The following is a 15,345-nucleotide window of genomic DNA, read 5'->3' as shown; positions in this document are numbered from 1 at the left end:
ACCGCCTCCACTTTCCCTTGAACCGGGTCATCAGCGTGGTGGCGCGATGGTGGCACCCTCCACGTATTCCAGTTCCACCGTTTTCCATCCCAGGTTGCGGCAGCCGCCGCGGATCCACTTCCGGAAGACGCCGATGGCGATCTCCGCCGGGAAGCGCATGCGCGTGGGACTGGGATCGCACCAGGCCAGGGAATCCGTGCTCTCCAGGCAGACGATGGAGAGATCCCGCGGAATGGCGATGCCGTGGCGGGAGCAGAAGCCGAGGAGGGAATGGACGTGAAGATCCTTGTTCAGGATCACGGCGGTGGGGCGCACGGAGGCGAAGAGTTTTTTCCAATAGCCGTTCCACGCCGCGGGTACGCTCTCCGGGAAGATCGGACACAGCGCGGCGATCTGGGCGGAGGTGGGTGACAGGCCGAGCACCTCGCCGAGGTTGCGGCGGATGGACTGCTCGAAGGTTTTGGCGAGGAGCTCCTGGGGCGCGGCAATGCGACGGTGCCCCATCGCATGGAGCATGGTGGCCACGCGGCGGGTTTCCGCTCCCATGCTGTAGCTCACCGAGGTCGCCTCCTCGTAGACTTTCGCGCCGCCGTCCAGATAGGTCGGCCGCAGGGCGATGGCGGCCTGGATCCACGGCTGGGTGGCCACTTGCAGGAGGATGGCATCGGCGCGGTAGCGTTCGACCGTTTCCCGCAGCAAGCGCTCCGGGTGGCGGTAGCGGGGGAAGTCGAAGCGCAGGTTGATCACGCGGCCTCCGGATTCCTCCCACGCGCTGCGGTAGGCGTGAAGGACGATCGAGTGGCCGCCGCTGGGAGCGGTCATGTCATCGATCATGAGCAGGGTTTCGAGTTTCCGCGTGGCGGCATTTCCTTTGATGAGGATTCTACGGCGTTTGCCTTGTTCGCCGGCGGAGATGATTTTACGGGTTTCCAACTGGTCGATGGCGGCGATGCAGGTCTTCGCGCTGACCGAGTAGGTCTTCATCAGAGCTCGGTGGCCGGGCAGCAGGCCGGTCCATTCACCGTTGCGGATCGAGCGTTCGATTTCGTCCGCGAGACGGACGGAGAGGGTCTTTCGCTCCAGCGGATTCACGCCGGATGCTGGGCTGCGGACGGTCTCGCTGTCAAAGGCCGACTGTACTCCCGTGGGGCACGGTGGGAAACGGGGGCGGCGGCTTGAATCGTGCAAGTCCGGGTCGATATGGCAGCGGGTGTCACTTCCGGGCGTTGGTTCCGGCGTCCGCCCGCGCCTCCCCCCTGAATGACGTCGTTTATTTGCATTGCCCATTCAATCATGAAGCCCAAGTCCTTCCGCGCCAGCATTCTGGCCGCCCCCCTCATCGCCCTCTCCGCGACCACCGCCAGCGCCGTCAATGACGGTATTTGGACGGATACCTCCGCCTCCGGAAACTGGAATGACTCCACCAAGTGGTCCGGCAACCTGCCGGCCTATGGCGCGACCTTCACCGCCTACTTCGCCAGCAACATCACGGCGGATGCCACTGTCACCCAGGACGTGTCGCCTCTTCTGATCGGCAACCTGCTCTTCAGCGACAATGGAGCGACCGGTTCGAAGTGGACGCTCGCGGGGCAGTCCGTGACCCTCGGCGACGGCGGTTCGCCCTCGCTGTCCACGATCACGACGCTGACACCCACCACCATCTCCGCGCAGCTCATCGGCGCGAATGCGATCACCAAGGCGGGCGCATCCTCGCTGACACTGAGCGGTGCGAATACCTACAGCGGTGGCAACAACCTCCAGGAAGGCACGCTCACCGTGAGCAATGCCACAGCGCTGGGCTCCGGCCCGGTGAGCGCCACCGGCTCGCCCACGCTCACCTACACCACCGCCTTCGCGAACAACATCTCGATCGACGGCACCAACCTCAACCTGAGCGGAAACTTCAACAATCTGTCCGGCGTCATCAGCGGCACCGGCAATCTCACTGCCACCGGTACGGTGCAGTTGACGGGCGCGAACACCTACAGCGGCAGGACGATCATCACCGGCGGCTTCTTCTGCTTCAAGGCGGACAGCGCCTTCGGTGCGATTCCGGGTGTGGCCACATCGGACAGCATTGCGCTGAGCGGCGGCGGTTCTCCTTCCACTTATATTTCCGGCGCGGCCTTCACCCTGAATGCGAACCGCGGCATCGTCCTGTCCGCGGGCTATACCGGTGACTGGGACATCAACAGCACGCTGAACGTCGCCGGAGTGATCTCCGGCCCTGGCAGGCTGAGCAAGACCCTCAACAACGCCGGCACGCTGGTGCTGTCCGGCGCGAACACCTACAGCGGCGGTACGATCGTCGCGAAGGGGATCATCTCGCTGGGCACCGGCGGCACCGGCGCGGACACCTCCGTTCCCACCGCCCTCGGCACCGGCGCGGTTACGATCAACGCCGGCGGCACGGTCCGCCTGTGGATCCAGAACACCAAGAGCTATACGATCGCGAACAACTGGGTGCTCAACGGCGGCACGCTTCTCGGCGAGGACGGCATCTACACGCTGCCCGGCACCATCTCCCTCGGGACCAATGGCGGCAGTATCTCCTCCAAGTGGGATGGCAAGTCCACCACCGCCGCCGGGGTGATCTCCGGCACCGGTCCGCTTTCCATCGTGCAGAGCGGGGGCGGCGGCACGGGTGATGTGATTCTCACCGGGGCGAACACCTACACGGGAGCGACCTCCATCCTTGGCACCCGGCTCAGCATTTCCTCCCTGAACTCGGTCACCGGCGGTACTGCGACCTCCAACCTCGGCGCTCCGATGACGGTGGCGAACGGCACCCTCGCCATGGGATCGCCCACCACCACCGGCACGCTTGTCTATACCGGCACCGGTGAAACCACCGACCGTGTGATCAACCTGAACGGTGGCGCTGCGATCACGCAGAGCGGCACCGGACTGTTGAAGTTCTCCTCCAGCCTCACTGCCACCGGCATTGGCAGCAGGATTGTCACTCTCTCCGGATCCACCGCAGGCACCGGTGAGATTGCCGGGGCGATCATCGACAATGGCATCACCGGCAGCACTCCGCTCGTCGCGACCTTCGCCGCCGGGGCCACGACGGTGACACTCGGCTCCGTGGATGGGATCGTGGTCGGCGCAACCATCACCGGCACCGGCATCACTGGCGGCCAGACGATCACCGCGATCAACACCGCCACCAAGGTGGTCACCCTCAGCGCGGGCGCGAATGCCGCCAGCGGTCCGGTGGGCTCCAGCTATGTGGTGCCCGGCGTGAAAAACATCACCCATCTGTCCAAGGCCGGGAGTGGCACGTGGACCGTTTCCGGAACGAACACCTACACCGGCACCACCACCGTCAATGGCGGCGTGCTCAAGTTCCCGAAGCAGGCTTCGCTCTACAACAACACGCCCGCTTCCTGGACCACCGCGAACCTCACCGTGGCCTCCGGTGCCACCGCCGCCTTCAACATCGGTGGCGCGGGTGAATTCACCGTCTCGGACATCAACACGCTGCAGGGGCTCACCAATGTCGTGGTCGGCACGCCATCCGCCACCGGCTTCAAGAGCGGCTCGTTCATCGGCTTGGACACCACGAATGCGCCGGGCGGTGCCATTACCTACGGCACGGTCATTTCGGACCACGTGGCAGGCACTTCTCCCACGATCACCACGGATACGCTCGGTCTGCGCAAGCTGGGACCGGGCACGCTGACCCTGAGCGCGATCAATGCCTACACCGCGGGCACCATCATCGACGCGGGCACGATCAATCTGACCACCGGCGGAGGCTCGGGTGCGATCCGCGGCAACGTGACCATCAATGCCGGAGCCACGTTGAAGGTGAGCGTTGCCGATGCCTTGGGCTACAACCAGAACTTCCGCACCGGCAATCTGACGCTCAACAGCGGCACCATCGATATCCAGCACACCGGCAACAACTCGCCGACTTCCGTGGGCATCACCCTGGCCGGTGGCACGATCACCGGCATGGCCGGATCGAAGATGGACCTGCGCAACAACGGTGCGGGTGATACCAGCGTCACCACCAACGCCTCCGCGACGACTTCGACCATCAGCCTGACCACGCTGGGCATGGCGGGTCAGACCAACACCACCTTCACGATCGCCGCCGGGACCACCGCTTCGGGCATCGACCTGCTCGTCAGTGCGAACCTCGTGAACACCGCCGGTGCCGGTGTGGCCGTGACTCCCTCCTACAATGTCGTGAAGGCTGGCGCGGGCCACATGCGTCTCGCCGGAGCGAATACCTACACCGGCACCACCACCATCAACGCGGGCACGCTCAGCGGCACCGGTTCCGCCACTTCCGCGCTCACGGTGAATGCCGCGGGCACGCTGGCACCGGGCTCCGGCATCGGCACTTGGGCGGCGAAGAGCGCGACCTTTGTGACCGGTGCCACTTTCAAGGCGGAGATCAACAGTACCGCCGTCACCGCGGACAAGCTGGCCGCGGCCGGTGCGGTGGACCTCGGCGGGGCCACGCTCAATTTGACGGATCTCGGCACCGGCACGCTGGCCGGTGGTACGAAGCTCACGCTGGTGGATTACACCGGCGGCAGTCTGACCGGCACCTTCGCCGGATTGGCGGAAGGATCTACCGTGACGCTTGGCGCGAACAACTTCACGTTGAGCTACGTCGATTCATCGAAGGTCACGCTTTCCGTCGCGGGCTCCGGCTACAGCTCGTGGGCTGCTGCCAATGCCGGTGGGCAGACTGCCAACCTCGACTTCGATGGCGATGGCATCCGCAACGGCGTGGAATACTTCATGGGCCTGACCGGCAGCAGCTTCACCGCGAATCCGCAGCCGGTGAACGGCGTGATCACCTGGCCGAAGGACCCACTCGCCACCGCCAGCTATGTGGTGGAGGTGTCCGAGAATCTCGTCACTTGGGATCCCGCTTCCAATGGCAGCGTGACGGACAGTGGCACCTCGGTGAGCTACACCCTTCCGACCGGCAGTGCGAAGCGTTTCGTCCGCCTCAAGGTCACCACGCCGTGACCTCCGACAACGACCTTCCCGGGTACATAATGCAATGAGACCCGTCCGGCCCGGATTCGTCCGGGCCGGACGGCTCGTTTCCGGGTGCCTCTTGACGGGGCCTGGCTCCCACGCGAGGAAATGGCATGGACACCGTGACCGACAATGCCGCCCGCGGCCGCTTCGAACTGATCGAGGGGGGCAAGCTCGCGTTCGCCGATTACCAGGTGCGGGACGACGTGCTGGTGTTGCCGCATGTGGAGGCGGATCCGGCCTTGCGCGGCCAAGGCACGGCGGGTCGTCTGATGGAGGGCGTGCTGGCGATCGCCCGTGAACGCGGGTTGAAGGTGCTGCCTGTTTGCGGCTACGCCGCCGCCTGGATCCGGCGCCACCCGGAACACCACGACCTGCGGGCGTGATGTGAGGTGGAATGAGCGGAAATTTCCGGGATTTTCCGCTCCGGCGATAAATTTCCGGCGGTGCGGCGCTGTCAGGGGTGGGACGCGGTCCCGCCGATGGCAGAAGAGACTCCACCACACGACGACTGGAACACCTGGCTCGCTGCAAACGCGGGCCGGTTCCTGCTCTTCGCCCGCCAGCAGGCACGCTGCCTCCACGATGCGGAAGACATCCTCCAGGAGTCGCTGGTGGAATCCTGGCGCCGGTCCGGCGGAAAACCGGAAGCCGCCCTCGTCTTCACCACCATCCGCCGCCGCGCCATCGACCTCGGGCGGCGCACCGACCGCCGCGCCCACCGTGAGCAGGCCAGCGCGGACCTTTCCCTCTTCACCGTCTCCGCGGGGAATGAGGACGGCCTCACGCTGATCGAGCTGGAACGTGCCTTGAAGCACCTGCCCGCCGCACAGCGCGATGTGCTCATGCTCAAATTCTGGGGCGGCCTCACCTTCGCCGAGGTCGCCCAAACCCTGGAAATCCCGCAGGGCACCGCGGCCTCCCGCTACCGCAGCGCCCTGGAAACCCTCCGTGAATCCCTCACTGCCCTCGTGTCATGAGCTGTCCTGATGCCGAACCCGATTTCGCCCTGGAGCGTGAAATGGAAACCTTGCTGGGCAAGCTCGCCCCTGCCGAACCGGGCGGGGAACTGATGCAGCGCCTGCGCGATGCGAATCCGGACCTGCATGAAACGCGGGTCCGGAAGATCGTGCCGTTCCGCCGCCGGGTGCCCCTCATTGCCGTCGCGGCCGCCGCCTGCGTCGCGGGTGTGTTTCTCATTCCGCGTTCCGCCACCACGCCGCCCGCCACCGTCTCCGTGCCAGGCGCTGCGGTCGCGCCGGTGAAGGTGCCGGTGGAAAGCCGCCAGCATCTCATGGAGGTGACGAACCTCGGCGTGGCCAATGACGCGGACAACCGGCCGGTGCGCCTCGTCCAGACCACCTGGGTGGACGAGATCTACTACGAGACCCTGCCCGGTCGGGAGCGCTCCGTGGAATCCCGCGTGCGGCAGGAGGTCCTGCCGGTGGCGGTCAATACCTACTAAGTTTATAGTAATTAAATCGAACACCAACGAAGTCATGAAAACAACCACACTGATGTCCCTCATCGCCCTGGCCGCCATGACCGCGGCCCGCGGCGAATCTTCCGATTCCGCTCCCGCTGCCCCGGCCAAGGTTGCGGAAAGGATCGCCATTGCCAGCGCCGCCACCGCGGGTGGATCCGGTTCCTCGTCCTCCTCCTCCACTGCGACGACCATGAAGGATGCGGTGATTTCCATCACCGGCGCGGCCGACGGCGATGGTGAGGTCCAATTCCACATTGTCGGCCCGGATGGCAAGGAGACAACCGAAGTGGCGGGTGGCTTCACCGATGTCGCTCTGCCGATGCGCTGGGCCTTCAGCAGCGGCAATGGCGAGGATACCTTCATCAGCCGCAAGCCGTCGGGACCCGTCACCTATCTCGGGCTTTCGACCGCGCCCGTGACCGAGGACCTTGCTCCGCATCTTCCCGTCCCGCCGGATACGGGTCTGGTGGTGGAGGTCGTGGCTGCCGACAGTCCGGCGGAGAAGGCCGGCCTTCTCCGCAATGACATCCTCGCCCGGCTCGATGACCAGATCCTCATCCAGCCGCGCCAGCTCTCCGTGCTCGTGGCGAACCACAAGGAAGGTGACAAGGTGAAGCTGGTGCTGATCCGTCAGGGCAAGGAAGCCGAAGTCATCGCCACCCTTGGCAAGAAGGAGAACACCGTCTCCACCACCGGGTGGAAAGGCGTGGGAGGTGGCTTCGGAACCAGCGGTGCGGCCGTGCCGTTGCGCACCTTCACGCGCCGCCTTGAGGTTCATCCTCCGGGTCCGGATGGTGCTCCGGAGATCAAGGAGCTCCCGGATGCGACGGCCCAGCAGTACAAGCTGGCAATGGAGGCTCTCCAGGGAGCCGTCGGCAAAAAGGACAAAACCGCCGCCACCGCATCGGATGCGAACGCGGCGGTGGAGAAGCAGCTCGCGGAACTCCGCGCCCAGCTCGAGGAGCTGTCCCGCACGATCAAGCAGACCGGAGAGAAGAAGTAACATTCCGTTCCCAACGGATCGGAAAACAAAACGGGTGGCATGCATGGCACGCCACCCGTTGCGATGAATGGAAAATCCTCGGGGTTGCCTTATGCGCCCGTGGTCTTGCCGCGGTATTCGTCCTCAGTCAGCGCCCCGTCGTCATCGGCATCCTTTCGTTCGAATTGACGGAGAACGTTCGTAAACTTGACCTTGGGAGATACCAGATAACCGAATTCCTCGGGTGTCAGGACGCCGTCACCATCGAAATCGGCCAGCTCGAACTTCGAAAGCGTATGATCCTTCAGCTTCTTGCCTGAGGCGTTGTAGGCGGCCCATTCGTCCGCGGAGATGAGGCCATCCGGGATCGGGTCGCCTTTCAGCGGCTCTCCGGTGTTCGGATCGGTGGCCAAAACCGGTTCTCCGGTGTTTGGATCAATCACCGGATTTCCGGTGGCCGGATCGATTTCATATACCGGTTCGAATGCGCCGCTGGTATCGATCGGGATGAAGCGGGCGCGGACTTCCACCAGCGGCGTGCCGGGGCCCTGCGTAGTTGCGAATTCAAAGATATTGAGGAAGCCGTCGTCATTGGCATCGGCCTTCTCGAAAGCGGCCTGTTCCTTTTCAGCCTTCGTGGGCTTGGGCGGCTTGTTGGGATTCGGTTTGGCCCAGGCACTATCAGCGGACGCGATCACTCCGAAGATCGCCCCCACGCCCAGCAGAGTGTGGATTTTCATGTTTTGGTGTTTGTTGCAAGGGAACGGGGGGCAACGATCCGTAACCGCAAACCGTCGGAGTGTCCAAAAAGATTTGGTGCTGTTAGAATTCCGGAGAGGAGTGCAAAATGCCTGTTGAGGTTCCGGGGAGGGCGCAAATCGGCATGCCGGGACCGTCGTTCCGGGATCTTCCCCATCCGAAGGCCACCTTCCAGCCACGAGGATTCTAGTGCTTCGGCGTGTATTTCGGGTCCGGCTTCTTGTCGAAACCCTCGTCCGAGGGGAACACGGAAGCCGGGCTGGTTTTGCCCGGTTGACGGCGGGCGGTGCCAGGCTGTTTCCCGAGAGCGTCGCCGAGTTCCGCGCGCTGCTTGTCCGCCAGGGCGGTGAGCCGCGCCACCACGTCCGGATGTGCGGCGGCGAGATCGGTCTTTTGTCCGGGATCGGAGTCGAGATCGTAGAGTTGTACGGCGGGGACCGTGAGGTTCTTGTAGGGCGCGGGCTTGCCATCCTTGCCGCCCGGCTTGCCATCCAGCGAGGTGTAGGAGCGGGGGAACTCGAGCTTCCACTTTCCGGAGCGCATCGCTTCCAGATCGTTCACGTGGTAGTAGAAGAACAGTGCCTCATGGGGAGAGGCATCGCTCTTTCCGGTGATGATCTCCGTGATGTTCCTGCCATCGATTTTCCGCGCGGGCAGTTCCGCGCCGGAAAGGCTGGCGATGGTCGGCAGCATGTCGATGGTGGCGAGCACGGCATCGCTGGTGCGGCCTGCCGGGATGTGGCCGGGCCAGCGCATCAGCGTGGGCTCGCGCACGCCGCCGTCCCAACTCGTTCCCTTGCCCTCGCGAAGCGGCCCGGCGGTGCCCGCGTGATCGCCGTAGCAGAGCCACGGTCCGTTGTCCGAGCAGAACATCACCAGCGTGTGCCCGTCGATGCCGCTGCGTTTCAATTCATCGAGCACCTGGCCGACCGACCAATCGACCTCCTCCACGACATCGCCGAAGAGTCCGTGTCCGCTCTTGCCGCGGAACTTGTCCGAGACATGCAGCGGGATATGCACCATCGAGTGCGGGAGGTAGAGGAAGAACGGCTTGTCCTTGTGGCGGCGGATGAAATCCACGGCATGCTCCGTGTACCAGGTGGTGAGCATGTCCTGCGCGGCATCGTCCACGTCGGGATTCACCACGGTGTTGCCATCGATCAGCGGCAGCGGCGGATTCTTGCTCCCCGGCTTCGGCAGCATGTCGTTGGAATAGGGCAGGCCGAAGTATTCGTCGAAGCCCTGTTGGAGTGGCAGGAATTCTTTCGCGTCGCCGAGGTGCCACTTGCCGAAGCAGCCGGTGGCATAGCCGCGGGATTTGCATATCTCCGCGATCGTGATTTCCTCCGGGGCAAGCCCGACCTGCGAATGTGGGTGCAGTGCGCCGGAGATGCCGAGGCGGTTCGGATAGCAGCCGGTCATGAGCCCGGCGCGGCTGGCGGAGCACACCGCCTGCACGGAGTAGAAGCTGGTGAACTTCGTGCCCTCCGCGGCCATGCGGTCGAGGTTCGGCGTCTTGTAACCCTTCGCTCCGAACGGACCGATGTCGCCGTAGCCCATGTCATCGATGTAGATGATGATCACATTCGGCGGACGATTCTGCTTCTCCTCCGCGCGGGATGGCAGTGGAAGCATGCAGGCCGCCAGCAGGGAAAGCGCGGCGGGGGGAAAGGGGATACAAAATCTCATGAGCGCCACCACTACGGCGGAGTTCCCGGGATTTTTCAAGAAGGTGGAAGGTCGGGTCGCACCGCCGGGGCGTCCGGGTCTGGCAGATGATCCGGCCATCGACAAAGCGCCACCTTTTCGATCTGAGTCCCGGAGGGACGGCGAACGGTAGCCGGTGGCGCGAGCCACCGGGCAGTGCGCGAATGAGTATGGAAGTCCCGGAGGGACGACGCTGCCTGCGCTCTTGCGCCGGACTCACCGATCCGAGCTCCATCGGTCTGACCGCCCGACAATCGATTCGCCGTACATCGGACTCCGCTTGCGTCGTCCCTCCGGGACTTCGGTCATCATGAGCGTCGGATCCGGTGGCTCGCGCCACCGGCTACCTTACGCCGCCCCTCCGGGGCTGAAGAAACCGGTGGATCAGGCAGATCCTTCATCCACAAACGCCTCCCAAGGCCCTGTCGTGTTGGGACGGTGTCCTTTCCGCACCGGACCACTTCGCCCGGACGCCTCGGCGAGGCGCCCCTACCTTCAGAGGACCGATTCCAACAAACAGCCGCATGGCTTCCCATGCGGCTGCTGGTGAATGGAACGCGCGTGCCTCAGGGCACAACGGTGATGCTGTCGAAGGTGGCGGTGCTGGAGACGGTGTTGTTGTGCGAGGTCACCGCGAGGCCGATGTAGATGTTCGCGGCCATGGTGATGGTGGTGTCCGTTCCCACCTGGGTCCAGGTGGAGCCGTCCGCGGACTCGTAGGCGCGTAGTACATCGCCGGTGCGGGTGAGCCTCACCCAGCGCGGTGCGGCGGAGGTGGAGCCAGCGGTGTTGCTGCTCGCGCCACTGGTGGTGGAGCGGTATTGCAAAGCCACGCCATTGCCCGGAGTGACCGCGAGCATGGCCTGCTTCGACCCGGCGGTGAGGCTCTCACGGATCATCACGCCTGCCTTCGCCCAGCCATCGGTGTTCTGCTGGGTGGCCACGCGTGCGGTGATGGAGCCATCACCGGTCAGCGCCTGCCATGTGTAGCGGAAGGCATCCGCCGTGCCCCAGATGTCCGCGCCGGAGCCGGACAGGATCAGCGTGCCCGAGGTCTGCATCGCCGAGCCGGTCACGCCGGTGCTGCCGATGTCCTGCGACTGCCACGGCAGCGACACCGGGGCGGTGGCCACCTGGCTGATCTCCGTGGCGGTGAGCGAACGCGTGTAGATCTTCACATCGTCGATCGTGCCCTTGAAGTGGCGCTCGTTCTGGTTGGTATCCCAGCCGAGGTACAAGGTGGCGCTGAACGGAGCCTCCGCGTGCGCGGTGGTGTTCACCGCCGTTTGCATCGCGCCGCCATCCGGCATCATGTAGAGCGTGGCCTTGGTCGGCTCGACCACCACCGCGCAATACGTCCACACGCCGTCCGGGATGGTCAGGCCGCTGGAGAATCCCCATTGGCCGCCCGCCCAAGTGTAGCGCAGGTCGTTGGAGGGGCCAACCATCAGGCCGGAGGCGCTGCCATCCCGGCTGTAAACGATGCCGCTGTAGCCATACTGGCTGCCATTGCGCTTCACCCAGGCGCTGAGCGTCACGTTGTTGATGCCGAGGTTCAGCGCGGGCACGGACACCGCCTGGGTTGTGCCGTTGAGGTCGAGACCGTTGCCGATGCGGCCGGTGGTCCACACCGGCGTGTTCAACAACGTGCCGGTTTGGCCGGTGCGTCCCGTGACCTCCGCAGCGGAGGTGCCGGTGGTTTCATCCAGCTTCCACCAGGCGCGCAGGCCGGAGTAGGAGGTGGCGGGCTTCGATGATGCATTGTTCGGATCGGTGCCCAGCGCGGTTTCGAGCGCATTGGAGAAACCGTCGCCATCGCTGTCCGGCGCGGCATTCGGGTCGGTCACGGTGATGGTCAGCGTGGCATCATCGCTCGCGCCATCCACGTCGGTGACGCGCACGGTGAAGCTGTTGGTGCCTGCATTGCCGGACATTGGCGTGCCGCCGAGCATGCCATTCGCGGCGACCGTCAGCCACGAGGGACCGGACACCTTGGAATAGGTGAGCACATCACCGCTGTCCGGATCGGTGGCGGATCCCGCCAGCGTGGAACTATAGCCGCTGCCCGAGCTTGCGCCCGGCTTGCTGAATGGATCGGTGGTGAACGACGGAGCGCCATTGCCCGAGGCGATGGCTGTGATTTCCGTGGAGCTCAGGGTGCGGCGGTAAACGCGGAAATCATCCATCGAGCCTTTGTAGCGGCGGCCGCTGCTGTTCGTGTCCCAGCCCAGGTAGAAGTCACCATCGAAGGGCGAGGCATTGAACGTACCGGTGCATACGGATGAGGTGAGAGAGCCGCCCTGCGGCTTCATATAGAGCGTCGCCTTCGTCGGTTCCACCGCCAGCGCGCAGAAGGTCCACGTGCCATCCGGTGGCACCAGGCCGCTGCTGAAGTTGTAGGACGAGTTCGATCCCGAGTCCCAGGTGAAGCGCAGGTCATTGGAAGGACCGAACATCATGCCGCTGGTCAGCGAGCCACGCGTGAAGGCGATGCCAGCCCATGCGGTCTGCGCGCCATTGCGCTTCACCCAGCCGGTGAGAGTGACCGTATTCGTGTTCAGCGACAGCGGCGGGATGAGCACCGATTGGTTGGTGCCGTTGAAGTCGAGTCCGGTTCCGGCCACGCCCGTGACCCACGGCGCGGCGTTCTGGATCACACCGTTGATCGGATCGGGCGTGCTGTCCGCCACACCGGCTCCGGTGCCTTCGTTCATCGCCCAGCGGGCCACGTAGTCCGGCAGTGCGGGCGGGGTGGGGAGGCTGGTGCCGACCGCCACCGAGTCGAACTGCCAGCGGTTCGGGTTCGGATTCGTGCTGGGACGGGCCAGCGAGTAAACGCCCACGTACATCGCGGTGTTGAAGCCTTGGGCGGAGAGATCGCGCGAGCCCACGTTGTCCCAGGTCGTGCCATCCACCGAGAGATAGGCGGTGAAGACATTGCCCGCACGCTGGAGCTTCATCCAGTTGTAGGTGTTCGAGGCGTTCTGCAGGTTCGGTGAAGGCCAGAAGAGGCCGCCCGCGTTCGAATTGGTGTTGTCCTGCAGGTAGATGCCATTCGAGGCGGAGGCCAGCAGGGTGATGAACTTGTTGCCGATCTCGCTGCCGGGATAGCCAGTGAGATCCTGGCGGAAGATGATGCCGCCGGACCAGCCGCCGTCATAGCCGGTGCCATCGAACTGCGAGACCCATGAGGTGCCCGGACGGCGTTTGAGCCGTGCGACGATGGTCGTATTGCCGCTGATGAGCTGCCAGTTGAAGTTGAGATTGTCTCCGACCAGCGTGTGGACGTTGTTCGACACGCTGGAGGCTGCCTGGAAGACGTGCGAACCGATGGCGGAGAATTGCCACGGTGAAATCCCCGGCTGCGTGACGGTGATGTCAATGGTGGGGGAATCCAGCGTGTATTGGCCGCTGCTGCCATAGACGAGACGGGCGCGCAGGTGGTTTGCGCCCGCGCCGAGCAGCTCGGAGGAGGCGAAGAGACGGTTCGCGCCGGAGGCGGTGGAACTGTAGGCCGCGCCCCAGCAGGTGTCCTTGTTGTAGAAGCGCACCGATTGCAGCGTCTGGCTCGCGGGATTCACGCTCGCGGTGAGGGAAGCCGCATCCGCGGCCACCGTCGCACCATTGGCCGGAGAGGTCAGCGTGATGGTGGGCTCGCCACCTGTTGGCACGCGTGACCAGGCGCTTTCGGGAATCGCGGCTTTCGCCACGGAGGGGCCTTCCCAGGTGAGCTGGATCAGGTTTTCCTCATTGCTGCCGGTCGCTCCGGGATCGCTCTTGAAGTACTGCACTTCCACCGCGTGCTTGCCCGCCTTCAGGCCGGTGGCACCGATGACCTCGAAGCCACCGCCATGCACGCCATCGTTCGTCACCACAGCGGTGCCGTCGATGAGCAGCTTGCTGCCGTCCGAGGATTTCAGCGTGAACGACCAGAGGCCGTCCGAGGGGATGTTCACGTAGCCCTTGTATTGGGCGGCATATTTCGTGGTCTGGCGATGGACGGTGATGTCCACGGCATTCACGCCGCCGCTCTGCACCAGACTGGAGGTGTCCAGTGCGGCATCGAACGTGGGGAGCGCCGTCCAACTGCCTTCATAGTACTTGTAACCCAGGCCCGCCACCGTGCCGGAGGGCGTGCTGGCATTCGCCAGCGTGGCGGTGGAGGCGGTGGCTACGACCGCCGTCGCGACCTGATCGAAGATGTCGGTGATCGTCACTTTCACCGTCGGCGTCGGCAGGCCGGTGGTCGGGATCAGCACGTCGGTGGTGTCCGGATCGATTTTCGTCACCGTCAGCGAGGGTGTGCCGGAGGTGTTGGTGGTGGGGAAGACCTCGATCTTGTAGGAGAACTGCGGTGAACTGGTCGCGCTCATCGCCCACTTCACGTCGAGCTGGTTGGTGGTCGTCACCGCCGTCACCGAACTGACCACCGGAGTGTCGAAGGTCGGCGTGGTCGGCATTGTCAGCGTGTAGGTCAGCTCCTGCGCGCCAGGGCCCATGTTGCCGGTGTAGCTGGTACCCGAACAGGTTTCGAAGAACCCCGCGGTGTTGCTCTCGATCAGTCCGGACGTTCCCTTTTCCGTGGCCTGCCGCGTGGAGGGCTTGAAGGTCTTGCCCGGCGTCCATGTCCCGCTCTTGCGGAAGTAGTAGTTCCGGAAATCCACGCGGTGCGGATTCACGTTGCCGTTGGAAAAGTCCTCGATGAAGCCCGTGTCACCGGTGAAGCGCGTGGCCACGAAGGGCATGTTGAAGGTGGAAAGGTGGTGCCACTTGCCAGTGACGCCGTCTTTGAACCACTGGCCACATTTCGAGACGTTCGCGGGATTTCCCGTGGGCCGCCAGATGCGGACCGCCGTGGGATACCAGGTGCCGGTGGTCATCGACCACGAGCCCTCGACCTTGCCGGACGCGCCTTCGCCCACGGAAGGCACGTCGCGCATGTTGCCGTGCCACCACTCCGGCGTCACGGAATCACCCGCGGTCACGGGATTGTCGATGCCCCAGAAGCTCTGGATGTAGCCGATGCTGCGGGTGCCGGTATCATAGCTGCCGTTCCACGTGGGACCGCTGTAGAAGCTGGTGCTGGTGGTGGTGCCGGCGATGCCCGGGAACCAGCGGGCATTGTAAGTGCTCTGCGGCCAGACCGGATAGCGGGTCTCCTGATAGAGGATGTCCGAGCCGTCGATGCTCGCTCCCGAGGGGCCGGTGAAGTTATAATACTCGGCGTGTGCGGGCGTGGAGGCCGCCGCCAGCAACGCCACGGCGCATAGCGTGGATTTCGGGTTTTTCATGGGTACGAATGCGTTCACAAAAACGAATCAATCCCACGCCGTGCCTGAAAGCGTCGGCCACGGGAATCCCGATGGTCACGTGACTGGACCGTGCCGCGGACCAGTTGGAGGCG

At 64.5% G+C, this 15,345-nt stretch carries 9 protein-coding genes; 5 read left to right on the top strand and 4 right to left on the bottom strand.

Annotated elements, in window-relative coordinates:
• Positions 1-30 precede the first annotated feature (30 nt).
• The gene (locus tag KBB96_RS10870; RefSeq protein WP_211629434.1) at positions 31-1,092 is read right to left on the bottom strand and encodes a substrate-binding domain-containing protein; all 1,062 of its coding nucleotides are present in this window, start codon (positions 1,090-1,092) and stop codon (positions 31-33) included.
• A gap of 201 nt (positions 1,093-1,293) precedes the next feature.
• Here KBB96_RS10870 and KBB96_RS10865 point away from each other — a divergent pair, with 201 nt between their 5' ends.
• From KBB96_RS10865 to KBB96_RS10845, 5 genes are all read left to right on the top strand, one after another.
• The gene (locus KBB96_RS10865) at positions 1,294-4,995 is read left to right on the top strand and encodes a beta strand repeat-containing protein (protein WP_211629433.1); all 3,702 of its coding nucleotides are present in this window, start codon (positions 1,294-1,296) and stop codon (positions 4,993-4,995) included.
• Positions 4,996-5,120: 125 nt separating this feature from the next.
• Positions 5,121-5,393 (top strand): GNAT family N-acetyltransferase, encoded by a 273-nt coding sequence (locus tag KBB96_RS10860; RefSeq protein WP_211629432.1) that lies wholly within the window; start codon positions 5,121-5,123, stop codon positions 5,391-5,393.
• Between the two features lie 96 nt (positions 5,394-5,489).
• The gene (locus tag KBB96_RS10855; RefSeq protein ID WP_211629431.1) at positions 5,490-5,987 is read left to right on the top strand and encodes an RNA polymerase sigma factor; all 498 of its coding nucleotides are present in this window, start codon (positions 5,490-5,492) and stop codon (positions 5,985-5,987) included.
• A complete protein-coding gene (locus KBB96_RS10850) occupies positions 5,984-6,472 on the top strand; it encodes a hypothetical protein (RefSeq protein WP_211629430.1) in 489 nt (162 codons plus the stop codon). Before KBB96_RS10855 ends, KBB96_RS10850 begins: the two co-directional genes overlap by 4 nt.
• 34 nt (positions 6,473-6,506) lie before the next feature.
• Positions 6,507-7,496: a PDZ domain-containing protein gene (locus KBB96_RS10845; protein WP_211629429.1), complete on the top strand. Its 990-nt coding sequence runs from the start codon at positions 6,507-6,509 to the stop codon at positions 7,494-7,496.
• Positions 7,497-7,585: 89 nt separating this feature from the next.
• On the opposite strand, the gene KBB96_RS10840 is transcribed toward KBB96_RS10845, so the two are convergent.
• The 3 genes from KBB96_RS10840 to KBB96_RS10830 all read right to left on the bottom strand — a co-directional run bounded on the left by KBB96_RS10840 (position 7,586) and on the right by KBB96_RS10830 (position 15,232).
• On the bottom strand, positions 7,586-8,215 hold the full coding sequence (locus KBB96_RS10840) for an EF-hand domain-containing protein (RefSeq protein WP_211629428.1): 630 nt from the start codon (positions 8,213-8,215) through the stop codon (positions 7,586-7,588).
• 205 nt (positions 8,216-8,420) lie between these two features.
• A complete protein-coding gene (locus KBB96_RS10835) occupies positions 8,421-9,869 on the bottom strand; it encodes a sulfatase family protein (RefSeq protein ID WP_211629427.1) in 1,449 nt (482 codons plus the stop codon).
• A gap of 638 nt (positions 9,870-10,507) precedes the next feature.
• Entirely contained in the window at positions 10,508-15,232 is a 4,725-nt protein-coding gene (locus KBB96_RS10830; protein WP_211629426.1) for a LamG-like jellyroll fold domain-containing protein, read from the bottom strand.
• Between the last annotated feature and the right edge of the window lie 113 nt (positions 15,233-15,345).

The sequence above is a fragment of the Luteolibacter ambystomatis genome, from assembly GCF_018137965.1.
Classification (GTDB): domain Bacteria; phylum Verrucomicrobiota; class Verrucomicrobiia; order Verrucomicrobiales; family Akkermansiaceae; genus Luteolibacter; species Luteolibacter ambystomatis.
Note: the sequence above shows the minus strand (reverse complement) of the source record. Positions and strands in the feature narration are given on the sequence as shown.

Bases quoted from the DNA above. Each gene is read 5' to 3' on its own strand.
- KBB96_RS10855 (WP_211629431.1), top strand. From the start codon at position 5,490: ATGGCAGAAGAGACTCCACCACACGACGACTGGAACACCTGGCTCGCT.
- KBB96_RS10845 (WP_211629429.1), top strand. From the start codon at position 6,507: ATGAAAACAACCACACTGATGTCCCTCATCGCCCTGGCCGCCATGACC.
- KBB96_RS10850 (WP_211629430.1), top strand. From the start codon at position 5,984: ATGAGCTGTCCTGATGCCGAACCCGATTTCGCCCTGGAGCGTGAAATG.
- KBB96_RS10860 (WP_211629432.1), top strand. From the start codon at position 5,121: ATGGACACCGTGACCGACAATGCCGCCCGCGGCCGCTTCGAACTGATC.
- KBB96_RS10840 (WP_211629428.1), bottom strand. From the start codon at position 8,215: ATGAAAATCCACACTCTGCTGGGCGTGGGGGCGATCTTCGGAGTGATC.
- KBB96_RS10865 (WP_211629433.1), top strand. From the start codon at position 1,294: ATGAAGCCCAAGTCCTTCCGCGCCAGCATTCTGGCCGCCCCCCTCATC.
- KBB96_RS10835 (WP_211629427.1), bottom strand. From the start codon at position 9,869: ATGCTTCCACTGCCATCCCGCGCGGAGGAGAAGCAGAATCGTCCGCCG.
- KBB96_RS10830 (WP_211629426.1), bottom strand. From the start codon at position 15,232: ATGAAAAACCCGAAATCCACGCTATGCGCCGTGGCGTTGCTGGCGGCG.